Annotated in this window: 21 protein-coding genes; 10 read left to right on the top strand and 11 right to left on the bottom strand. The window is 68.8% G+C overall.

What is annotated here, in order from left to right; translation table 11 throughout:
* Window positions 1–10: 10 nt before the first annotated feature.
* The 5 genes from E1182_RS06985 to E1182_RS06965 form a co-directional block, all read right to left on the bottom strand.
* Entirely contained in the window at window positions 11–376 is a 366-nt protein-coding gene (locus tag E1182_RS06985) for a hypothetical protein (RefSeq protein ID WP_132262134.1), read from the bottom strand.
* Window positions 377–444: 68 nt separating this feature from the next.
* Entirely contained in the window at window positions 445–771 is a 327-nt protein-coding gene (locus E1182_RS06980; RefSeq protein WP_132262131.1) for a hypothetical protein, read from the bottom strand.
* Between the two features lie 175 nt (window positions 772–946).
* Complete coding sequence (locus E1182_RS06975) at window positions 947–1,366, bottom strand: hypothetical protein (RefSeq protein WP_132262129.1); 420 nt, start codon at window positions 1,364–1,366, stop codon at window positions 947–949.
* Between the two features lie 8 nt (window positions 1,367–1,374).
* Window positions 1,375–2,202, bottom strand: a complete 828-nt coding sequence (locus E1182_RS06970) for a hypothetical protein (protein ID WP_243706075.1) — start codon at window positions 2,200–2,202, stop codon at window positions 1,375–1,377.
* 64 nt (window positions 2,203–2,266) lie between these two features.
* Complete coding sequence (locus E1182_RS06965) at window positions 2,267–4,018, bottom strand: major capsid protein (protein WP_132262127.1); 1,752 nt, start codon at window positions 4,016–4,018, stop codon at window positions 2,267–2,269.
* Between the two features lie 665 nt (window positions 4,019–4,683).
* On the opposite strand from E1182_RS06965, the gene E1182_RS06960 reads away from it, so the two are divergent.
* Window positions 4,684–5,358, top strand: a complete 675-nt coding sequence (locus E1182_RS06960; protein WP_132262201.1) for an HNH endonuclease family protein — start codon at window positions 4,684–4,686, stop codon at window positions 5,356–5,358.
* A gap of 465 nt (window positions 5,359–5,823) precedes the next feature.
* On the opposite strand, the gene E1182_RS06955 is transcribed toward E1182_RS06960, so the two are convergent.
* Window positions 5,824–7,125 (bottom strand): hypothetical protein, encoded by a 1,302-nt coding sequence (locus E1182_RS06955; protein WP_132262124.1) that lies wholly within the window; start codon window positions 7,123–7,125, stop codon window positions 5,824–5,826.
* Window positions 7,126–7,815: 690 nt separating this feature from the next.
* Window positions 7,816–9,123, bottom strand: a complete 1,308-nt coding sequence (locus tag E1182_RS06945; RefSeq protein ID WP_243706074.1) for a helix-turn-helix transcriptional regulator — start codon at window positions 9,121–9,123, stop codon at window positions 7,816–7,818.
* Between the two features lie 207 nt (window positions 9,124–9,330).
* On the opposite strand from E1182_RS06945, the gene E1182_RS30935 reads away from it, so the two are divergent.
* The 4 genes from E1182_RS30935 (at window position 9,331) to E1182_RS06930 (ending at window position 13,898) form a co-directional block, all read left to right on the top strand.
* Complete coding sequence (locus E1182_RS30935) at window positions 9,331–9,507, top strand: hypothetical protein (RefSeq protein ID WP_165942539.1); 177 nt, start codon at window positions 9,331–9,333, stop codon at window positions 9,505–9,507.
* Between the two features lie 131 nt (window positions 9,508–9,638).
* A complete protein-coding gene (locus E1182_RS06940) occupies window positions 9,639–10,832 on the top strand; it encodes a radical SAM protein (protein ID WP_132262119.1) in 1,194 nt (397 codons plus the stop codon).
* Window positions 10,820–12,202 carry a radical SAM protein gene (locus tag E1182_RS06935; RefSeq protein ID WP_165942538.1) on the top strand — a complete coding sequence of 461 codons (1,383 nt, stop codon included), beginning with the start codon at window positions 10,820–10,822 and terminating at the stop codon, window positions 12,200–12,202. The genes E1182_RS06940 and E1182_RS06935 overlap by 13 nt, the downstream gene beginning before the upstream one ends.
* Entirely contained in the window at window positions 12,195–13,898 is a 1,704-nt protein-coding gene (locus tag E1182_RS06930; RefSeq protein ID WP_132262114.1) for a carbamoyltransferase C-terminal domain-containing protein, read from the top strand. The genes E1182_RS06935 and E1182_RS06930 overlap by 8 nt, the downstream gene beginning before the upstream one ends.
* Here the strand turns inward: E1182_RS06930 and E1182_RS06925 are convergent.
* The 4 genes from E1182_RS06925 to E1182_RS06910 all read right to left on the bottom strand — a co-directional run bounded on the left by E1182_RS06925 (window position 13,873) and on the right by E1182_RS06910 (window position 16,534).
* Window positions 13,873–14,508 (bottom strand): pentapeptide repeat-containing protein, encoded by a 636-nt coding sequence (locus E1182_RS06925; protein WP_132262112.1) that lies wholly within the window; start codon window positions 14,506–14,508, stop codon window positions 13,873–13,875. The genes E1182_RS06930 and E1182_RS06925 overlap by 26 nt on opposite strands.
* Entirely contained in the window at window positions 14,505–15,203 is a 699-nt protein-coding gene (locus E1182_RS06920) for a pentapeptide repeat-containing protein (protein ID WP_132262109.1), read from the bottom strand. Before E1182_RS06920 ends, E1182_RS06925 begins: the two co-directional genes overlap by 4 nt.
* A gap of 226 nt (window positions 15,204–15,429) precedes the next feature.
* On the bottom strand, window positions 15,430–15,615 hold the full coding sequence (locus tag E1182_RS06915; protein WP_132262199.1) for a DUF397 domain-containing protein: 186 nt from the start codon (window positions 15,613–15,615) through the stop codon (window positions 15,430–15,432).
* Window position 15,616: 1 nt separating this feature from the next.
* On the bottom strand, window positions 15,617–16,534 hold the full coding sequence (locus tag E1182_RS06910; RefSeq protein ID WP_243706077.1) for a helix-turn-helix transcriptional regulator: 918 nt from the start codon (window positions 16,532–16,534) through the stop codon (window positions 15,617–15,619).
* Window positions 16,535–16,925: 391 nt separating this feature from the next.
* Between E1182_RS06910 and E1182_RS06905 the strand changes: the two genes are divergently transcribed.
* The 5 genes from E1182_RS06905 to E1182_RS06885 are packed head-to-tail and all read left to right on the top strand — an operon-like array spanning window position 16,926 to window position 20,883.
* Complete coding sequence (locus E1182_RS06905) at window positions 16,926–17,186, top strand: hypothetical protein (RefSeq protein WP_132262104.1); 261 nt, start codon at window positions 16,926–16,928, stop codon at window positions 17,184–17,186.
* Window positions 17,168–18,070, top strand: coding sequence for a GPP34 family phosphoprotein (locus E1182_RS06900; RefSeq protein ID WP_132262102.1), 903 nt, complete (start codon window positions 17,168–17,170; stop codon window positions 18,068–18,070). The genes E1182_RS06905 and E1182_RS06900 overlap by 19 nt, the downstream gene beginning before the upstream one ends.
* Window positions 18,071–18,102: 32 nt before the next feature.
* A complete protein-coding gene (locus E1182_RS06895; RefSeq protein WP_132262100.1) occupies window positions 18,103–19,593 on the top strand; it encodes an APC family permease in 1,491 nt (496 codons plus the stop codon).
* 13 nt (window positions 19,594–19,606) lie between these two features.
* On the top strand, window positions 19,607–20,266 hold the full coding sequence (locus tag E1182_RS06890) for a GNAT family N-acetyltransferase (protein WP_132262098.1): 660 nt from the start codon (window positions 19,607–19,609) through the stop codon (window positions 20,264–20,266).
* Window positions 20,263–20,883: a GNAT family N-acetyltransferase gene (locus tag E1182_RS06885; protein WP_132262096.1), complete on the top strand. Its 621-nt coding sequence runs from the start codon at window positions 20,263–20,265 to the stop codon at window positions 20,881–20,883. The genes E1182_RS06890 and E1182_RS06885 overlap by 4 nt, the downstream gene beginning before the upstream one ends.
* The last annotated feature ends 204 nt before the right edge of the window (window positions 20,884–21,087 follow it).

Genomic DNA, 21,087 nt, shown 5'->3' with positions numbered 1-21,087 from the left:
CGGGGGCCCATCAGCAGATGTGGGACTCACCCAAGGCGACTGCCGCCGCCGCTCGCCGTGCCTTACCGGCTGCGGCCAATGCCCCGCGAGCGGCGAAAACCGCATAAACCGCGTCGTCGAACGCGGCACCGACAGCACCGTGCGCAGCGGCAGCCGTACCGGTGGCGCTCGGCACGGTGGTTTGCGCCTCATGCAGAAGGCCCGGAGTCAGCGCGGTCGCGATCCGATGAACGCGCAGGGCCTCGCGGGCCTCGATGAACCGCTGGTCTGCTTCGACGAGCGCTGCCGCCAGGTTCCACACGTCGCTGCCGTCCGCGCCGACTTCCAGGCCGTACGCCGCAGCAACGTCTTCGATCTGCCGCTTGGTGATCTCCACATGAACTCCCCTGTCTCAATAGGGCGCGCGCCGGCCGCAGAAGCCCCGGCCGGCGCGCATCGGCTTACTCAACCCGCCCGGTTGACCTTCACGCTTTCGGCGACGAGCGCCAGTGCGGTCCGCCGTTCGGCCACCTTCGAAAGCGCCGCGTCGACCGTCGCCGCCTTGCTGCTCACGGCGGCCAGCAAGTCACCGCGCACGGTCGTCCGCAGGTCACCCACCTTCGCGGCGGCCACCGCGTTCTCCGTCGCTGCGGTGAGCTCGGCGGCGTTCCGCTCCAGCTCACGCTCGGCCTCGACTACTCGCACCGCCAGCTGGGTAATTAGCCCGGCCCGGTCAGCCCCCTCGGCCTCGACACCGAACTCCACGAGCAGCTCCTGAACCCGCTTCTCCATCTCAAACTCTCCTTTAGGGGTAGTGCGTCATGTACATATTCATTGTATGCATCAGACACTCCTTGCGTACATATTTTCTGTACGTAATGGCTGTGGAGCGAGTCACACGAAAGCGCCGCCCCGCCCGGTCCATGGGGAGGAGACCAGGCGGGGCGGCGCGGCCCGAGGCGTGGGTCTACCGGCCGGCACCGCTCCGCGATGCACGCGACAGCCGGGACGCCTTCACCGATCGCTGGGAGGGACCATCCGCCGGCTCCGCGTCCACCTCGGGCACGTCTGCCCCGGCGACAGCCGACGTGCTCTTCTCGCCGGCCTCCGCCGGCTCGCCCTTCGGCTCCGTCGCTTCCGGCTCCGCCTTCGTCTCGACAGCCGACTGCGCGTTCGCCTCAGCCGGCGGCAGGCTCGGTTGCACCACCCGGATGCTGCCGCCGCCGAGCACCTGCTCCGCCAGGTCGTCCGGCACCTCGAAGGCCAGCCCAAGCGGGCCGTCCGTCCGCGTCTGCACCTCGGCGTGCCGCTCCTCACCGGCCGCGTCAAGCAGTGCCCGCGCGAGGACCTGCTCGTCCTCGCGGTCGTTCGGGTAGATCAGGGCCATGTCTCCTCCTATGCCGGCACGCCCGGCAGCATCACCTTCACGGCCGCCACACCACAGCTCCACCCCACCGTGTAGAACCGCTCGGCGACCGCGAACACCTCGTTGTCCTTGCGGTCCAGCGCCTCCGGCAGCGTCGGCAGGAACACCGCGCTGCGTCGCACCATCACCGGACCCGTCGCGTACAGCCACGCCTCACCTGCTCCCGGCGCGACCCCGCCGGGCCCGACGCCGGACGTCTCCGCGAACACCACCGGGTTGCCCAGCGGCCCGATCAACCGCGGACCATCGGTCCGGGTCAGCTGCTTCACCGCCCACCAGCCGGCCGTCCACCGAGGAGCCCACAGCACCCCGAGCACGCCCGCCCGGCGAGAGATATGCGCCTCCAGCCGACCCACGCCTTCCTCCAGCGGCACCGGCGTCACATCAGACCCGGCGAGGACGGGCGTGCCGGCCGCCGCCAGGTGCACGGCGTTGCCGGCTCCCCCCGCCCAGGCGTAGTGCTCCAGCGACTGCTGCTCCACCAGGCCGATCGCCCGCCGCGCCCGCTCCAGCAGATCGGGCCGCGCCACGGACCGGTCCGTCAGGCCCGTGTACAGCCGGATTACCCCCGGCCGCGTGATCGGCACCCCGTCCGGCAGCGCCATCGGGACCCGGTTCGGGTCCGACGCCGCCGCCGCATTCGTCGGCGCCGGCACGTCGGCGCACTGTGGCTCCCACTCCACGCCGGCCTGGAACTCGCGCTGGTCCGCCGGATCCACCACAGCCGCCGCGGAGAACAGCCCGTACCGGTACGGTGCCGTCGCCGGGGCGTCGATGTACACCAAGGGCTGAGTCACCCGTCACCTCCTCGGGGCGGGGGCCGCGCCCATCGCTGGACGCGGCCCCACCGAAACGGGTAGCTCAGGCCGCCGCGCAGTCGAACGCGACGGTTGACCCGGTGACGCCGGTCGGGCACAGCGGCACTGTGATCTTGTAGGACACGTAGCACCGCTTCACCAGCAGCGTCGCCTGCTCGGTGAACAGCGCGATGTACTCGTTGTCCCGCAGCTTCATGCTGTCGTAGACCGCCGACAAATCGATGATCGGCTTCGTGCCCTTCACCCACGCACCCGGCGCGTAGATCAGCAGGTCCACGCTGTTTGGCCACTGGCCAGGCGGGGTGGTGCCACCGAACCCGGCGCCGCCCGCGTGAACGTAGCCGTCTTGCCAGTCGTAGACGAACTGGGGGCGCAGGTTCCGGCGTGTGAACCACGCCGTGATCTGCTCGTCGGTCACGTCGAAGTAGTTCACCCCGGCGCGACGGGCCATGTCCGCGCGGATCCACTCGAGCAGCCAGATCGGCGCAACACACTCCAGCAGCCGCCGGCGGCCCATCCGGTACCGGTACCGGTAGTCCGTCGACGCGAGCGAGGCCGCGCCGAGCAGCGCGGTCGTTGTCTCGTCACCGTCGATGTCACCGCCGAGGGTAAGGCTGAACTGCGTCGACTGCGCGGGCGCGGTGGCCATCCGTTGCAACATCCGCGCGTTGATCTTGTGCTCGTGGGCGGTCATCGCGCGGCGTACCACGTCACGGGTCAGCTCCGGCCACACCGCGTTCTGCACAATGTCCTGCTCGATCTGCACCCCGTCGACCTCAAGGCGCGTTTCGACGAAGTCGACCTTCGGCACCCGATAGCTCGGCTTGTCCGTACCGGCGACCGAGTCGGCCTCCGTCTGCACGAAACCGGTCGCCGAGTACAGCGTCGCGAAGTCCAGGTTCGCTGGCACCTTGATACCGCCGCCGCGCGGGATCGAGATGCCGGGCAGGTCGAGAATGCCCTCCGTTGTCTCCAGCCCTTCACACAGCTCCCACAGCGTCTCCGACGGGGCACCCCAGCCGCCCGCCGCCACGAGGTTCCCGCCAGCCAGCCGCGACTCGCTGCCCGCCAGGTCGATCAATCCAAGGTCGACCAGGCCGCTGCCTCCGGCCACGAGGGCCTGGTCGACGGGCAGCTCCACCCGGGCGACGTTCTGCTTGATGCGCGTCTGCACCTGCCCGCCGACGCCGCGCGGAAACCCAGCGAACTTGTCGTCGAACGCCGCCGCAACCTCGGCGACCGACGAGAACACGTGCCCGTGCGGCACGTTCGGCACATCCGCTGCCGCCTTGATGACCGCCGACCGGCCACCCTGCGTCACCTTCGGCTTCGGCTGCCGGCGCGCTGCCCGTCGCGCCAGCGACGCCACGACCGGCGTCGGCTGCTGCGCTACCGGCTGCACCTCGGCCGGAACTTCCTCGCCCGGAACATCCTCACCTTGGCCGCCATCTCCGGGCTCACCTTCACCGCCGTCTTCGTCCGAGCCCTCCGGGCTACCGTGAACCGCAGCATCCAGTTCGTCCAGCTCCGACGCGACCGCCGCCGCATCCTGCTTGATTTGCTGCTGTTGGGCGCGTACCGACGTGACGAACGTAGCCAGCTCCCGCAACCAAGCCAGGCCAGCGCCGTCCAGGTCCGGATCGTCGCGGAGGAGGTCGAACGCCTCCACAGCCTGGTTCTCCAGCTGGTTCAGGGCGTCGAGGTCGAGCCCGTCCAGGCTCGATGGGATCTCAAACTCCACCGTCGGCTCCTCAGCACGGTAGGGACCTCGTCCCGACCGGCCCGCAGCCAGCATCGGTGGTTCAGCGCACAGCCTAACGCAGCCCGCACCGGCCCCCATCCCTCACTGGGTGCGCCGTACCCAGCACCCGCGCACCGACCGTACGGCGCACATCCGCCGCTGCCGATGAGCGGAAGTATGGTGCCAACGACGCGGATCGCAGCAGGTGAGGATGCCAAGCGCACCCCGCGTTGAGGATGACTCAGGCGAAGTCTTGCAGGACACCGCTGGGTCGTGCCTTCTACAGCTCAGTACATGCCCGGCCCGCATGGGGCGGCACGCTTGATTCGCTTCGGACAGGCCGTCCTCGTCCGGGCCGTCCGCCCAATCGTCGTCGTTGTTTCTCACGCATGCCGCACCGGACCGGATTGGCCCGGTGCGGCATGTGCCCCCGCGTCGCCTGTCCGATCGTGGCGCTCACGGCCACGGGCATAAGGCACCAATCCCGCGCAGGCCTGCCGCCGACAAAGCGCCACTCCGCGCAGCACTTGGCGCAGTCGATTCGCACGTCGTGCTTCCGGAAGCCCGGAACGTTGTCATGCTCTTCGATGATTTTTGTACACCCGCCAGGCATGACGAGCAAATTTCTCTCATCCGCCTCTGCCCCTTCACGAAGATTGCCATCGATAGACATCATCGTTCGGGATGGTCACTGTTCCCCCAGATCCTCGGAGGCCCCCATGCGAGTACGCCGAGCCATCCCGTTCCACTCCGTCTGGCATCGGCGCCTGGCCGCGGTGGCGGCTGCCGTCACCGCTGGCCTCGGCCTGGTGGCGGTCGAGCACCAGCCTGCCATGGCCACACCGCCTGGCATCCCGTCCAAGTCGACCGCCCAGTCGCAGCTCAACGCCCTGACGGTCAGGACCGAAGGTTCGATGACGGGGTACTCCCGGGATCTGTTCCCGCACTGGATCACAATCAGCGGCACCTGCAACACCCGGGAGACGGTGCTTAAGCGTGACGGCACGTCCGTGGTGGTCGACAGCAACTGCGCCGCGGTGTCCGGCCGCTGGTACAGCCCCTACGACGGCGCCACCTGGTATGCGGCAGCCGACGTCGACATCGACCACGTGGTGCCGCTTGCGGAGGCGTGGCGGTCCGGCGCCAGTAGCTGGACCACCAGTCGCCGCCAGAGCTTCGCTAACGACCTGACCCGCCCACAGCTGATCGCCGTGACGGACAACGTCAACCAGGCCAAGGGCGATCAGGACCCGTCCACCTGGCAGCCTCCCTTGTCGTCGTACCGGTGCACCTACAGCAAGGTGTGGATCACCGTGAAGTACAGCTGGGGGCTGAGCCTGCAATCCTCGGAGAAGTCCGCCCTGCAAAGCCTGCTCAACACCTGCAGCTCCTGACGGGCGCCTCCACACCAGGCGCATCAAGCCGGACACCCGATTTCTAGACGATCAGCGTGCCGCCCTGACGGGCGAGCGCCTCGGGCGCTGAAGATCTCCAACGAGGAGGCGCGTATTCGGGTGCGTGCCGCTCATAGCGGCTACGAACACGCCGCAGTCGATTGGGTGCCTCTTCGACCTTCTCTGGTGCGTGCGTTCGTCAGGGCGACGCGATCCACGTACAGCAACAAGGTCGGCTCCACGCTCGCGGTCAACCATCGTACCTGGATCGAACAGTCACGATTGGGCTTGCTGGAGGCATGGCGGTTCCGAAACGCTCTGAACGACTAACGCCCCGGGAAACGTCGTGCGTACGAGGCGCGAGCGCGATAGCTCGGCGGGCAGAGAAGGAAAACCATGCACAGCGAGCCTGATCGCAGCATGCCCCAGCAAGATGGCACGCTCACTTTCGTCGCGATCCGATCACTACGCAGAGTTATCCGGTGCCAATACGGCGGCGGTTGCTCGTGCCACGTGGCGTCGGCGCGCGGTTGGTGCTTGTGGCGCTGGTTGCCAGGACGGAATGTCGTCGCGAAGGCAGAAGAACGGAGGCAGCGCGGTGCTTGTGGGGGCGAGATGGCCGCGCCCGACGAGTTCCGCGACGGTGCCTTGGTCGAGGATCTCGACTGGGCATGCCGTGCATTCACCGGGTTGGCTGCACCCCGGCTCGGCTGCCAAGAGCTGCCGGATGTGGACGAAGGCATCCTGAGGGAAATCAGCTTGGACGAGGTACCAATGGCCGGTCTGGTCGGCTGGGTCGAGCAACGCGACCACACCGGGCTTCATGGGTCGGTACACGCGGTCGCCGTCGTGTCGGATAGCGAAGACCTGGTCAAGTAGGTCCACAGAGTCCCGTGTCGGGCGGGTGGTGGTGAGCCAGGCGGCGGCTTCGGTGGGGAGGCCAGGGCCCCACAGATACTCCGTAGGTAGTCGGGTGTTCTCGTATCGACTGTTGAAGTAGTGGAGGTCGGGGTCCTCCAGGCGGGTTCCCGGATTGAAGAAGCCGCGGACGATCGCGCACTGTTCGATGTCGTCGAGAGAAACCAGGTCGACGGTGAGGTGATCGGCTGGAGCGAGGGTCATCCTGCCGTTGGCGTTCCAGCCTATGAACAGCACGTCGCGCTCGGCCGGCGCGGGGTAGAGACGGCCGCCCGGGGTGGGTACTCCCCAAAGCTGGTTGATGAACTCGGCCAGGTCGCGCAACGTCATCGCGCAGTCGACTGGAGTAAGCAGGTGCGTCGACGAGGGGTGGGCGACGGAGTTGCGTAGCTTCGCGAGCAGTTGCTCGATGTGGCGATTGCGTTGCCCGCGAAGCAGTCCAGCGGCCCGTGCCCATTTGCGCAAGCCATCGAGCATGCCGTTGAACTCGACGGTTGCTGGACCGCACCCTACACGCAGCCGGTAACGGCGGGCCGGGGAGAAGCGCCTGGCCGCCTTGGATACGTCTTCGTACCCACCGATGGCGATCGTATTCTCGCGGCCATCGCGGCCCACGAAGGTGCATGAGCCGTCATGGAAGTCGATGAACCGATCCCGCAGAGCCTGCTCGATGACCAGCAGCGCGTGGTCGTTGACCAGAGTGTAAATCTCGTAGCACAGCACCCCGTACGCGTGGACGTTGCGCAGTCGTTCGAAGGCATCGCGCGTGCCCTGTGCCACGGCGTCCGCCAGGTCAATCTGGGCAACCGTTTCCTGTTGGTAGGCGGCGGCGGACTCCGGAGTCAGCATGCGATCTAGGCCGAGACCCAGCGGGGTAAAACGCTGGCTACGTTCGTCGGTATCGCGTAACTGAGCCAGGGAAAGGATTTGCATATCGGCCTGGTCTACGAGTCGTCGATGGCGTACGCCACGCCCGGACCTCATGCCGAGCCGGATAGGATATCGCAGCCGATGCCCGGCTGCCGCCCGATTCTCCGCGACCGTTCCTCAAGTTCCGTGCACGGCCTTGCCGCCGGCCGCGCGTCACCGATCCCAGCCTGCTGTCCATGATGGCGGTACGCGGAGGTGTCGATGAGGGGATGCCACCACGGCCCACATGCCGGCCAGGTAGACGCCGCCGGCCCGCTCGGTCAGCAGGATCCTGCCGTCGGGCGTTACAGGAGGACGAGGACGTCGACCGGCATGCGGTGTGGTGCGGGTTCGGTCACGGGAGCTTTCCAATCGAGTTGAGAGTCGGTTGTGGGGCGGGGAACACCTCGTCGAGGGTGGCTCGGATGCGGGTGCCGACGGCGGTCAGATCCGTGACCTCTTCGGGTGTCAACGGGGGTACGGGGTGGGCGGTCGCGGCGATCTGCGCCGCACTGCGAAACCGATGAGGGCGATGGCGGCCGGTGCGGTGGTGAGCGCGTATCGGATGGCCACCCGGGCGAGGTCGTTGGCGTGTGGCCGTAGCGGTCATAGGGTCCCGGACGATCGCTTCTACCAGGCTCGCGATGCGTTGTTGCTGGTCGGGCGCGATTCGGCTGCCAGCACTTCCGCGAGTGCCCGCGCTGCCGGTGCCGAGCGGGTGTTCGCGGGGATGCTGCGGTAGAGGTCAGCGGCGCGGCGGTGGGTGAGGCCGGTGCGGTAGCGGACGGGGATGCTCGTGAGTGTTGCGGTGGCGGCTTGGCAGGCGTCGAGGGTGTGTCCGTCGCGGTGTTGGCAGGTTGCGGCGTCAAGGTGTAGCAGGGTGCGGGTGAGTGTGCTGGTGGGGGCGGACAGGGCAAGGGCGTGGTCCTGGCTTTCCCGGGCACGGCGGGTTTCGCCGAGGGCGGTCAGTGCGTGAGAGAGGTGGACGTGGTGCTTCTGTTCGCAGTGGCCGAACCAGGTGTCGGCACGTTCGGTCTCGGGAAGCGCGTCGGCGAGGCGGTCGGCTGCGCGTAGAGCTGCGGCGGCTTCGTTGCGGCGACCGGCCAGGGCGTGCGCGCGGCCGGTGACGGCGGCGGCGAGGGTGGCGGCTGCGGTGGGTGCTGTTCCGGCTATCTGTCTGGCTTGCTCGGCGAGTTCCGCTGCCGCTTGGGGAGCGCCGAAGTTCAGAGGCACCATCGCCTTGCGGGCGAGGATCCAGGCGTGCAGTGATCGGTCGCTGGCTTCTTCGGCGGAGCGTGCGGCGATGGAGAACCAGCTGAATGCTTCCCGTCGGTTGCCGAGGTCGTGGAGGACGACGGCGGCCATGCCGCCGAGTTGCCCCATGATCCGGGTCAGCGCGATGCGGGTGGACGCCGGTTGGGGGCGCTGTAGCAGGGGGACGACGTCGGCGAAGTCGGCGATCAGGTCAGCCAGGACGTCGGTGGGCGCTCGGCCGCCGTAGCCATAGCTGTGCTGTTCGGTCGCTGCTTCGAGGTGTGCGAGGTCGGCTGGGCCGCTGGCTGTTAGGGCGTTGTCGGCTTTGGCCAGCACGTCGGCGAGGTGGTTGAGCGGGGTGGCGGTCAGGCCTGCCGCAAGGGTGGTTCGCAATAGGTTTCGTCGATGCATGGATTCATCCTCCCTCGCGGGTTGCGGCTCGACGGCGGTGTCGTTCTCCCAGGATCGCGCGGTCAGGCCCAGCATGGCACCGGGGATGCGCAGTCCGTCGGCGATGCGTTCGATGGTGTCGATGCCGGTGATCCGCGCTTCGCCCCGCGCAACCAGGCTGATCCGTTCGGCCTTGAGTCCGGTGGCGGCGGCAATGGCGTTGTAGCTCAGCCCTGCCGCCTTCGCGGCAGCGAAGACGGTGCTGAAGGTGCGGGTACGCAGGGCGTGCACCACGACCGGGTCGCGGAGCAGCCGGCGAGGTAACACGCGAACTGGCTCCACACGACTCCTCAGGGACGCGCAGGTCGGTCGATGGAATATATCGCCCAACGGACCTCCGCGTGACCCCCCGTAGTGGTGCCCCCAGCGTGGGGTTACGGACCTTCGGTCGAGTGGGTTGTAGTGAGCCTGTCCTTGCAATCCGAGCAGGAAGGCAGATCCATGGCCCTCGACAACATCCCCACGGCCTCCACCGCCGGCCAGGCCGCCGGCCCGTCCGACAAGGTCCGCGCGTTCTCCAGCGTCGCGGAGGCGACGCTCGCGCTGGGCTGCAAGACCTACACCGGCACCATCGCCCAGGGCGGCGGTGACATCCCCACCGCGAGGTCGGCGAAGTAGACCGGCACCGTTCCTGACCGGAGCGGATCGAGACGGCTGCCGGCTCGCGGACCCCGCCGCAGGCCGGCAGCCCTCCATTCTGGGAGGCACCCTTGACGTCACTTCCCCCCGCATTGCGGATTGCGGAGGACATGCGGTTTCGTCACGAGCACTTCGGCGCCCTCGCATGGACCACCACCCAGCCCCGCCGCTTCGTGGAGTTGCCGAGCGCGGCGGCCATGGTCACGCTGCTGGCCCGCGAGCCGCTGGCCCCGCAGTTCCCGCCGCTGGCGCAGACCGCCCTCGGTGACCGTTTCGGCCTCGACCAGGCCCACTGGATCACCGTTGTCGGTGACCTGCACTCCGCGGGTGTGCTCGCGGCGGCTGACGGCCCGGTCGCCGAGCCGGTGACCGACGCGCGTGTCCATGCGGTCGCGGACGAGGCCGAGGCGGCGCGGCCCCGGGCGGCGGTGCTCAAGCCGTTCTGGGTGCACCTGCAGCCGTTCACGGTTTGCAACCAGCGGTGCATCACCTGCTACTGCTCCGGTGGCCCGAGAGCGGATCGGTTCCTGCTGTCCCTGGACCAGTGGCACGAGATCATCCGCCGGCTCGACGACTACGGCGTGCCGGACATCTACATCACCGGCGGGGAGAGCCTGCTCCTGCCGGGGTTCTTCGAGTTGGCGGCTGACATCGTCGGCCGTGGGTTGGGCTTCGGGGTGTCGACCAACGCCACGGTGCTCCACGCGGGCAGGTTGGAGCGGCTGCGCGAGCTGGGTGTTTCGCCGGTGCAGGTGTCGCTGGACGGCGGCCAGGCCGCCACGCACGAGTTGATCCGGGGTGCGCCCGGCTCTTGGCCCAAGACCCTGGCGGGTATCCGCGCGATCGGCGAGTTCGCCGAGGTCGTCATCAACACCGTGGTCAACCGCATGAACCTGCGCGAGCTGGAACAGGTCGTCCAGGTTGGGCTGGGGCTCGGCGTACGCCGGTTCAAGTTCTTCCCGCAGAAGCCTGTCGGGCGGTCCAACCCAGCGGTGACGTTGGACGACAGCACGATCCTGGGGGTGCTGCTGCCCGAGTGCGAGCGCCTGTCCCGGGTCCACGGCGTGGAAATCGAGACAATCAACCCGGCGCAGGGGTGCGGCAGCGGCAGCATCGGCTTCGCCGTCGACCAGCGCGGTGACATCTACCCGTGCATCTTCGGGGTGGAGAACCTGTCCCTGCGGGTCGGCAATCTCCTCACCGACGACCTGGACGCGATGTGGTTTGGCTCGGGCGTGCTGGACCAGTTCCGCGGCGAGTCGACAACCCCGTGCCGGCGATGCGAGGTGCCATGCCTGCGGTGAACGACGCGGGCCGGCGGGTGTTGGTGTGGGCGCCGGCACTGTACGAGTCCGGGTTCAAGCAGCGCCACGTCGACGGGGACGCCCTCGCGGTGCAGGCGTCCCTGCGCACGGCCGGCTACGACAGCGTCCTGCTGGACGCCTACTACCGAGGGCGTCCGGCCTCGACGCTGGCCGACACTCTCGCTGATGCCGCCGGCATCACAGGGTTCGACGTGCTCGTGGTGCACCTGTTCACCAGCGATGCGTACGGGCCCCGGCTGCACCGCATCGCCGACGAGCTGGTGGCCGCACGGCTGCGGCACCCCCGGTTGACCGTCATCGGCTTCGGTCCCCTGGCGGTGTCCGCCGCAGGGGAGCTGATGGCGCACGGGGCGGTGGACCACGTCGTCGCAGGTCCGGCCACCGTGGCGCCCAGCCCGTTCGTCGCGGATCTCCTCGTGCACCTGCGGGAGATCTTGGTGGTCCACACGTCGCTGCGGTCGCTCACCGCCGAGGATCTGCCGTACGGCGCCGACGCGGTGGTGTCGGTGGCAGCCAGCCGAGGCTGCCGATCCCGCTGCACGTTCTGCGCCTACAACGCCGACCTGCCCGGCGGCGGCTGGCGGGACATGCCGATGGCCCCGGTGGTGGCCGACATCGTCCACCTGCACCAGATGACCGGGGCGACGGCCTTCGCGTTCAGTGACTCTGACTTCGGTGGCACCTGCCGCGAGTGCGCCCGCCGGGCTGTCGAGTTGCGCGACGGCCTGCGGGCGGCGGGTCTTGCCGGCACGCTCACGCTCGCGATCAGCGTGCGCGCGGAAACCCTCGACGCGGCCACGGTCGGCGTCCTGGCCGAGGCCGGGGTGCGCAGCATTCTCATCGGCGTGGAGTCGTTCAACCCGGACACTCTGCACCGGGTCTACGGCAAACGTCAGGATCTCGCGCACCTGCGGGAGGTGGTGGCCGCCGCCGATGCCGTCGGGGTGACGACGGTGGCCAGCTACATCCTGTGGCATCCCTGGCAGACCCTCGACGGGCTCCGAGCCGAGCTGGCTGCCCTGGATTGCTTCGGGCGCCACCGGGTCCCGCAGTTCATGGCCCGCAGCCGGCTGGAGGTCATTCCAGGCACGGTCATCGAGCGGCAGATCGCCGCCGACAGGCTGCTCATCACCGCGCCGTTCCACCGGGGGTTCACGATCGCGGATCCGGCCGCCGCCGCCGTGGCCGACGCACTGACCGACTGGTTCGCCACTACGGCGGTGCCGGTGCTCGCCGGCCTGCACGAAGCCGATCCTGGCAGCCTGGACCGGCTCGCCGAGCTCAAGATCGCTGAGTGGGACTGGCTCACCGGCACCGTCACCAATCGGGAGGCCGCCTGCCATGGGTGATCTGCTGCTCGGCATCCACAGCGGAGCCAACGCCACCGCCGCCATCGCCGTCGACGGCCATCTCGCGCACTGCGTGCAAGAGGAACGGCTGACCGGGATCAAGGGCTACATGGGCTTCCCGCACCAGGCCGTCGCCGCCTGCCTGCACGCGGTCGGCGCCGATCCCGGCGACGTCGCCGAGGTCGTCTACGGCAGCCGCTCCGGGCCCGTGGACCATTGCCCCCGAGAGGAATGGCTGTCCCGGCTCGCCGGCTTCCACCAGCAGCCGGCCCTGGCGGACGCGGAGGCGGCGCTGGTGGCCGCGGCACCCGGCGCGCTGCCGCAACGGGTGACCGCCATGCTGCGCCAGGGCGGCATCACCGCCGCCCGGGTCACCTACGTCGACCACCACACCACGCACGCCGCCGCCGCGTACTACGGGCTGCGGATCGACCACGACCGCCCCTACCTTGTGCTGACCTGCGATGGATTCGGGGACGGCGCCTGCGCGACCGTCTCGACCTGGACGGCCGGGCACCGCACCGAGATCGCCCGCACCGACATGCGCGACTCCATCGGCCTACTGTGGTTCTGGTTCACCCACTCTGCCGGGTTCACCCCACACGAAGACGAGTACAAGCTCATGGGGATGGCCCCCTACGCCCGTCCCGACCGGGCCCGGCAGGTCGCCGACATCCTGCACGAGCACCTCGGCCTCGACGCCAGCGGGCTGCGGCTGCGCCGAACCACCGCGCTCAGCATCGAACGCGCCTGGCCCGACATCGAGCGCCGGCTACGTGGCCGGCGCTTCGACGACCTCTTCGCCGGCCTGCAACTGTTCACCGAAGACCTGCTCACCCGCTGGGCACGCGCCGCCGTCACCGCCACCGGCATCCGTGACATCCTCGCCGGCGGCGGCGTGTTCATGAACATCAAGGTCAACCAGCGCATCGCCGACCTGGACTGCGTGGACACCTTCGCCGCGTTCCCCTCCTGCGGCGACGAAAGCCTCCCGCTGGGCGCCCTCTACCACCACCTTGCCGCCACCCAGGGCCACCAGAACGTCGAGCCGCTGGCCGACTGCTACCTCGGCGACGACATCACCCCCGCCGACGCCCGCCAAGCGGTCGCCGGCACCGGCCTTCACCTGCGCGAGCCCGACCGCATCGACGACGTCGCAGCCGGGCTACTGGCCGACGGGGAAATCGTCGCCCGCTGCGCCGGCCGCATGGAGTACGGTGCCCGCGCCCTCGGCAACCGCTCCATCCTCGCGAACCCGTCCGACGCCGACGTGCCACGGCGGCTGAACCGGCTCATCAAACAGCGAGACTTCTGGATGCCGTTCGCGCCCGCGATGCTCGCCAGTCACCAACACCGCTACATCCGCAACCCCCGCCGGCTGCGCAGCCCATACATGATGCTCGGCTTCGACACCCAACCCGACGCCGCAACCGCCATGATCGCCGCCATCCACCCGGCCGACCTGAGCTGCCGACCACAGATCATCGACGACGACAGCCGCACCGGACTCGCCGCGATCCTGCACGCCTACCACGCCCGCACCGGCCACGCTGTGCTGCTCAACACCTCGCTGAACCTGCACGGCCACCCGATCGCGCGCACCGCCGCCGACGCCGTCAACGTGCTTCTGCGCTCCGACCTGGCCTACCTCCAGCTCGGGCCCTACCTGGTCACGAAGCCCGCACCGACATGCTGAGGCTCATCGCGATGTCCACGGCCTGATCGGCGGTGATGATCGCGTCGCGTAGCTCCACATCGCGGGGATCGAACGCTGTCAGGACACTTCCGCGCAGGTCGGCGCGGGTGAAATCGGCCTCCCGCAGGCTCGCACCCGACAGGTCCACATCACGCAGGACGGTCCCCTGACACCGCGCACCACTGAGGTTCGCCCCACGCATCCGCACCCGGGCGAACTCGGCGGTGCTCAGGTCGGCGCCCAACATTTCGACGTCCGACCAGTCGCCACCCTCGACCTCCAGGCCCGACAGGTCACACCGGTCGAACACCGACGCGGTCACGGTGCAGTCCGTCAGCGAGGCGTCCCACCAGGTGCAGCCGGCGAACCGGCACTCCATGAAGCTGCAGCCGGCCAGCGTCGCACAGTTGAAACGGACCGCACTGAACGTGCACGCCTCGAAGACACACCCCTCCAGCGTCGCCTCACACAGGTCCACCTCGCGGATCGCGGCCCGCTCATACCGCAGGCCCACAAACCGCGGCGACCCCCCTGAATCCAATTCCGGTGATGGCCAGTCAGCGCTGGTGACGGGCCGCCGCGACTCTGACGCACGCCGCCCCGTCCTCACGAGTCCTCATCCTCAACCCGAATTCCCGCCGCCTGCGCGAGACCGTAGGACAAGCTGATCAAATCCGTGTGATGAACGACAGCGCCTTTCCAGCTGGTGAGGTCGCCGACGCCGGCCAGGTTGCAGCCACGAAAGCGGGTGCCCTCCATGGAGGCATGGTGGAACACCGCACTGGTCAAGTCGCAATCCCGGAACACGACCCCCCGCAGGTCCGCGTTGGTGAAGTCAGCGCTGTGAAGGTTGCATCCCACGAATGTCACCGCGTCGAACGTGGTCATCCGCCACGCCGACAGATCCGCACGACATTCCGTCACCGCGACGTCCCGCAACACACCATCGGCCCAGGTCACACCCGTCATCCGGCACTGCGCCAAACGGACCCGCGTCATGCTGCCACCATCAGCGCGCACATTCGCCAGGCTGGAATCGGTCACCAAGCAATCGGTCAGCGTCACCTGGTCCAGCCGGGACGCGGACAGATCCGCGCCTCGGAGCCGACACTGCGTGAACGTCACGGACGACGCATCCTGATCGACCAGATTCGAGCTGTAGAAAGCCAGAGCCTCCAGCTCCGACTCCGGCTCCAGCTCGGCACCCTCAAACAGCGTCACCTCGGCCGGCGGCACCGGGCTTCGGGGCTCCCTCGCCTTCCGCGTTGCAGTCGAGCGGACAGCGGATCCACGCCGGGCGGCCATAGCCTTCACCCTAATGGCCCTGCCGTTTCGGCATCGACCGACACAGCCGCATCGGCGTGTCTCAGGTGTCGATGGCCGGCGGCAGAGCGGCCCGAAAGAACACCTTCGGGCCGCTCCTCGACTTGATTCTGCGCCTGAGGGCCAGCTGTCGAGCTGAGGGATCACGTCCAGCTAGAGGTAGTTGCCGGCAGACCAGGCTCGGCGCTGAGACCGTGGCTTCCGACTGTTACCAAGCGTTGGTTCGGAGCCCTTCGGTGAAGGCGCTCCACGCAGCCCTTGGGAAGATCAGCACCGGCCCGGTCGGGTCCTTGCTGTCGCGCACGCCGACGCCGCCCGGCAGTGTGTCGGCGACCTCGACGCAGTCTCCCTGGTTGCCGCTACGACTGCTCTTGCGCCAGCGGGCCGTCGTCATATCAGCCACGGGTAAATGCCTCCATCGTTGCAGTGATGAACGTCCTCGACGACTGCTCGTCGAGTGCTCGTGAGGTCACGTCGTTCCAGGCCAGGTCGTAGGCCGCGACCTCGGTTGGCTTATTCAGGTAGAGCGCGCCGGTGAGGCTGTCGACGTAGACCAGCGGTGGCTCCAACGGTTCCGAGCTGCCCGGCAGGGCCGGGAACTCCAGGATGGTAAACGCCGAGGTCATGCCACCGTGCACGCCCGCCTCGAACGGGAGAACCCTGAGCGACACGCTGGGCGACTGGGTCACGTCGAGCAGGTGCTGGAGCTGAGCAGCCATGATCTTGGGGCCGCCAACGGCTCGACGCAGGACTGCCTCGCTCAGGACAACCGAGAGGTGTGGAGGGCGGGGGTTGGCCAGCAGGCGTTGGCGTTCCATGCGGAAGTCGACCTGGCGGTCCACCTCTTGCGCGTCGATGAGACCCTGCGGCACGCCCGTCACCTCTCGGGCGTACTCGCGGGTCTGGAGTAGTCCGGGCACCGACTCCGGTTCGTACTTTCGGATGCGCTCGGCGCTGTTTTCGAGCCGTACGAAGAGACCGAACCAGCTCGGCAGGCTGGTGTTTGTGTAGTCGTGCCACCAGGCGCTCGCGCCGCTGGTGCGGGTTTCGGCGGTGAGTGCAAGCAGTTCAGAGCGGTCTTCGGGGCTGGCCTGGTAGAGGTCGCACATCGCCTTGACCTCGATGTCGCGGAACTTGATCCGGTGGTCGCCGGCCTCGATCCGGTGGATCGTCGCTGGGCTGCGTTGAAGGAGTGCGGCTGCCTTCTCCTGACTCAGCCCGGCCTCCTTGCGGAGTGTGGTCAGCTTGCGCCCGATCCGGCGCCTCAACAGTGCGGCCGATCCATCCTCGGACACGGACCCTCCTATCACCATTTTGCCAAGTATCAGCATACAAACGAGAGGCCACTCGGCCATAGGACGCATCTTGCCGAGCTGACCAGGAACAACATCCCGCGAGTTGCTCCAAAGTGCAATGACCTTCGGGATTTCCTACACCATGATGTCTTGCATTCTGCTTCCTGTCATCACACGATGACCGGTAGCACGTCGTTGCCGGAAGATCACTTTCGGCAAACCAGCAGCGCCTGCACCAGTGCGGTCCAGCGGAAACACATTCCGCCGCGGCGTTTCGCACCAGGCGCGGAAGCGGGTGCAGGGTCCGCGCCGTCCCCCCGTGCGGGGCGGGCTCTGCACCCCCTAGTCGGGGTGCGCGGTCGGTGCCGGGGAGGGCCCGGCCGCGCATCTCACCGATGGAGGTGACGGCATGGCCCGCATCAAGTGGTTCGTCCCGCGTGACGGGCAGCCGTATCAGCCGTTCGGCCTCGACCCCACGGGCCCGGCCACGCTCTACGCCCACCGTGGCGGATCGACGCTCAGCAGCCAACGCGGCGATGACACCGCGTTGCCCACAGACGTTGCCCAGCGCAATCAAGCCTTCTGGACAAGCCTCGACACAAGCCTCGACCAGCCGGCGCCGAGCAAGCCGCGCCGCCGACGCTGGGACCGATGGAGGACACGGTCGTGAACCGCGCCCAGCCTCTCCCGCAGATCACACCCGGCACCGTGCTGCGACTCGACCCGCCGACTGGTCCTACGGCCGCAAGCTCCTACGGCAGCTCGGGCTTCCCACCCCCCGTTGAACCCATCGACCCAGAAAGGCCAGCCACGGTGAACACAACCCCTGGCGTAGGCAACAAAAGCGCTCGGTCCGCCCACCACGAAACCGCTCCATCCCACGAGCCCGCCCGCACGGTCGGCACCGCCCCTGGCACCGCGCCCCTGATCGCCAACGACTTCTACTTCCTCGCGCACAACGATCAGACCGGCCAAGCCCGACTGTTCAGCACCGCGCTGTCATACGGTCTGGCCGCCGGACTGCTCGCGGAGCTGTATGTCGCCGGACGTATCGACTTCAACCAGGGCCACATCACGGTCCGACGCAACGGTCCGACGCCGACGGACTGGCTGCAACACAGAATCCTCGACCGGATGCTCACCGAGCGGCGGCACACCGCGACTCGGGTGTGGCTGTCATATCTCGCCACCACCGCCAACGAGCAGGTCATCCAACGCATGCAGCAGGCCGGTTTGCTCCAAGAGCAGACGGTCGGGCCACGGTGGCGACGGCGCACCGTGCATGTGCCGACGGATATCAATGTCGCCGCTTGGCCCTGGGCTCGGCTGTCTCAGCAGCTGCGTAATCGCCACCGGCTTGACGAGCGGGACATCATCCTGGCCGGCCTGGTGCTGCACACCCAGATGGACACGGCGCTGCTCGACGGAGCCCCTCAGGCAGCCCGGCAGTACCTGCTCTGGCTGGTCGAGCATGCCTGGCCGCAGATGCGTGAACTGCTCGCCGACCTTGGCGGTGCTGTCGGCACCGCCGTTCTGAGCCACCGCACCTCCTGACTGTTGTCCCCGTTCCCTCGGAAAGAGAGTCCATGTCTCACTCGCAACCCGACACCATCTCGGCAGCCCTGGCGCGCGGCCGACTCGGGATTTCGTCGGTCGTGTCCTTCGTCATCGCTGCCGCCGCGCCCCTGACCGTGGTCGCTGGTGGTGCGACGACCGGGTACGCGGTCACTGGCGTCACGGGTATACCGCTGGCGTACCTGGTGGTCGCGGTCGTGCTCGCGCTGTTCGCGGTGGGCTACGTGGCCATGTCCCGGCGGATCATCAACGCGGGCGCGTTCTACACCTACGTCAGCCGGGGGCTCGGCCGGCCGGCCGGGGCCGGGGCGGCGATGGTGGCGCTGCTGGCGTACAACGCGATGCAGATCGGGTTGTACGGCGGGGCGGGTGCCGTCCTCGCTCAGTTCCTCGACGGGTACGGCGTCGACGCGCCGTGGTGGGTGTGGGCGCTGGTCGCGTGGGCCGTCGTCGCGGTCCTCGGGGTCCTGCGGATCGACCTCAACGGCCGGGTACTCGCCGTCGTGCTGATCGCGGAGTGCGTCGTCGCGCTGGTCTTCGACGCCGTCATGGTCAGCCACCCCGCAGACGGCGGCGTCAGCTTCGACACCCTCGCCCCGTCGCATGTGTTCGCCGCCGGCATCGGCGCCGCGCTGGTCACCGCGATCACCGGGTTCGTCGGATTCGAGGGCACGGTGGTTTTCTCGGAGGAAACGCGGGACCCGCGGCGCACCATCGCCTGGGCCACCTACATCGCGCTGGCGGTCACGGGCCTGCTCTACGGCTTCTCCGCCTGGGCAATGTCGGTGGCCACTGGGCCCGACCGCATCGTCGAGGCCGCCCGCGCCGACGGCACCGACCTCATCTTCACCCTGGTCTCACCGCACCTGACCGACAGCGTCATCACCGTCGCCCGGGTCCTGTTCATCACCAGTCTGTTCGCGGCCCTGCTCAGCTTCCATCACACCGTGGCGCGCTACCTGTTCGCCCTCGGCCGGGAGCGGGTATTGCCCCCTGCGTTTGGCCGCACCAGCCGCCGCACCGGCGCACCCAAGATCGGCTCCCTCGTCCAAAGTGGCCTCGCCGCCGCCGTCCTCATCGCCTACGCGTTGGCCGAGGCGGACCCGATCGTGCACCTGTTCTTCTGGGTGACCGTGACAGGCGGCCTCGGTGTCCTGATCCTGATGACCCTCACGTCCGTCGCTGTCGTCGGGTTCTTCGCCCGCATCGTCCACGCCGAAGGGCTCTGGCGCTCCACGATCGCACCGAACGTCGCCGCCGTCGCGCTGGGCGGGATCCTCGCGATCACCCTCGGCGAGTTCGACACGTTGCTCGGTGTCGCACCGGACTCGCCGCTGCGGTGGGCGTTTCCCGCCTCGTACGGCGTCGCCGGGCTGCTCGGCATCGTATGGGCGCTGATCCTGCGCGCCACCCGCCCCCACGTCTACGACGCGATCGGGCTGGGCGCGGATCGCGACACCACAGCCCTGCGCACGCCCGACCTCGTCCGCCACCCGGCCTGAACAGGGAGATGCCGTGACCAGCACCAGCTACACCGTCACCGTCCGGCAGGCGACCGCCGACGACGCGGGCCCACTCATCGCCGTACTCGCCGACGCCTTCCACGACGGGCCCGTCGCCGAATGGCTCGTCCCCGAGCCCCGGGATCGTCGGGCCATCTACTACCGCTACTTCAAGGACGCCCTCTACCACGGCCTGGAGCACGGCGAGGTGTACACGACGGCCGACCTGTCCGCCGTCGCGATCTGGTACCCCCGCCTCGAACCCATCCGAGACAGCTCACACGAGCGGCAGACCACCCTGGAGACCATCGCCGGCGTATACGCGCCGAAGTTCACGCTGCTGGAAGCGATGTTCGACGCCTTCCACCCCGACGAACCGCACCACTACCTCGCGTACGTCGCGGTCGACCCGCAGCAGCAGGGCCGCGGTATCGGCGCGGCCCTGCTGGCGGATCACCACCGCCTCCTCGACCGACTCGGCCTGCCGGCGTACCTGGAGGCCAGCAACACACGCAACCGCCAGCTCTACCTCCGGCTCGGGTACACGGCCGGCCCGCCGCTGATCCTGCCGACGGAAGGCCTACCGATCTGGCGGATGTGGCGGGGCAGGCAGACTCCCGTCGGCCGGTCACCGTTCCCAACCGCCCCGCTGCCACGGCGGCGGGCCCGGTGAACGCCCTGACCGCCGCCGTCCGGCCCGCGCAACCCGGTGACGTGGCTGCCATCGCCGCGCTGCTCGCCGACGCCGTCGCAGAGGATCCGGTCGCCGAATGGCTGGTTCCAGACCCGACCGAACGGCAGACCATCTTCCACGGGCTGCTGGCCATGGACGTCGACCACGCCGTCGAGTGGGGCAACGTCGACGTCCTACTGGACATGACCGCGGTCGCCGTGTGGCGCCGCCACCCCACGACGGAGGCAGTCCCGCTGTCCGACTATCACCTGGACACCTTCACCGGCCGTGCCCTACCGCGATTCCGTCAACTCCACGCCCTGATTGGCAGCTACCGGTCCGACGCCCCGCACCACTGGCTGTCCTGGCTGTACGTCACTCCCGATCGCCGGCGACGCGGCACGGCCGCGCGGCTGCTCACCCACCACCACGAACGGGTCGACCAGCTCGGCTACCCGATCTACACCGTGGTCACCACCGAAGCAGCACGGGATTTCCTAGACGGCCAGGGCTACCACCCGGGCCTGCCGCTGCACCTGCCCAGCGGGCCCCGACTCTGGCCGCTGGTCCGCAACGGCCGTCCCGCCCGACCGAGCAACGGCCCTCGGGACGCCTGACCACCCGGGGCGGTGGCCGTCTCAACGGCGCGGCGGCCACCGTCCACGGTCCGGTCCTGCCCTGCCCCCGAACTCAGCGAGGGATCCACAGACCCATGGTCATACCGACCGTCCGCCGCCTGGCCGCCAGCGTCCTCGGGACCGTCCTGCTCGCCGGCTGCCAGCCAGCACCCACCGACCCGACGCCGCCGCCCTCCACACCCC

The organism is Micromonospora sp. KC721, from assembly GCF_004348355.1.
Classification (GTDB): Bacteria; Actinomycetota; Actinomycetes; order Mycobacteriales; family Micromonosporaceae; genus Micromonospora.
This window is presented reverse-complemented; position numbering and strand designations above follow the sequence as displayed.

Excerpts from the sequence above, each read along its gene's own strand:
- E1182_RS06960 (WP_132262201.1), top strand. The coding sequence starts at position 4,684 with ATGCGAGTACGCCGAGCCATCCCGTTCCACTCCGTCTGGCATCGGCGC.
- E1182_RS06935 (WP_165942538.1), top strand. The coding sequence starts at position 10,820 with ATGCCTGCGGTGAACGACGCGGGCCGGCGGGTGTTGGTGTGGGCGCCG.
- E1182_RS06915 (WP_132262199.1), bottom strand. The coding sequence starts at position 15,615 with ATGACGACGGCCCGCTGGCGCAAGAGCAGTCGTAGCGGCAACCAGGGA.
- E1182_RS06930 (WP_132262114.1), top strand. The coding sequence starts at position 12,195 with ATGGGTGATCTGCTGCTCGGCATCCACAGCGGAGCCAACGCCACCGCC.
- E1182_RS06900 (WP_132262102.1), top strand. The coding sequence starts at position 17,168 with ATGGAGGACACGGTCGTGAACCGCGCCCAGCCTCTCCCGCAGATCACA.
- E1182_RS06965 (WP_132262127.1), bottom strand. The coding sequence starts at position 4,018 with ATGCTGGCTGCGGGCCGGTCGGGACGAGGTCCCTACCGTGCTGAGGAG.
- E1182_RS06895 (WP_132262100.1), top strand. The coding sequence starts at position 18,103 with ATGTCTCACTCGCAACCCGACACCATCTCGGCAGCCCTGGCGCGCGGC.
- E1182_RS06975 (WP_132262129.1), bottom strand. The coding sequence starts at position 1,366 with ATGGCCCTGATCTACCCGAACGACCGCGAGGACGAGCAGGTCCTCGCG.
- E1182_RS06940 (WP_132262119.1), top strand. The coding sequence starts at position 9,639 with ATGCGGTTTCGTCACGAGCACTTCGGCGCCCTCGCATGGACCACCACC.
- E1182_RS06905 (WP_132262104.1), top strand. The coding sequence starts at position 16,926 with ATGGCCCGCATCAAGTGGTTCGTCCCGCGTGACGGGCAGCCGTATCAG.
- E1182_RS06910 (WP_243706077.1), bottom strand. The coding sequence starts at position 16,534 with ATGGTGATAGGAGGGTCCGTGTCCGAGGATGGATCGGCCGCACTGTTG.
- E1182_RS30935 (WP_165942539.1), top strand. The coding sequence starts at position 9,331 with ATGGCCCTCGACAACATCCCCACGGCCTCCACCGCCGGCCAGGCCGCC.
- E1182_RS06920 (WP_132262109.1), bottom strand. The coding sequence starts at position 15,203 with ATGGCCGCCCGGCGTGGATCCGCTGTCCGCTCGACTGCAACGCGGAAG.
- E1182_RS06955 (WP_132262124.1), bottom strand. The coding sequence starts at position 7,125 with ATGCTGACTCCGGAGTCCGCCGCCGCCTACCAACAGGAAACGGTTGCC.
- E1182_RS06980 (WP_132262131.1), bottom strand. The coding sequence starts at position 771 with ATGGAGAAGCGGGTTCAGGAGCTGCTCGTGGAGTTCGGTGTCGAGGCC.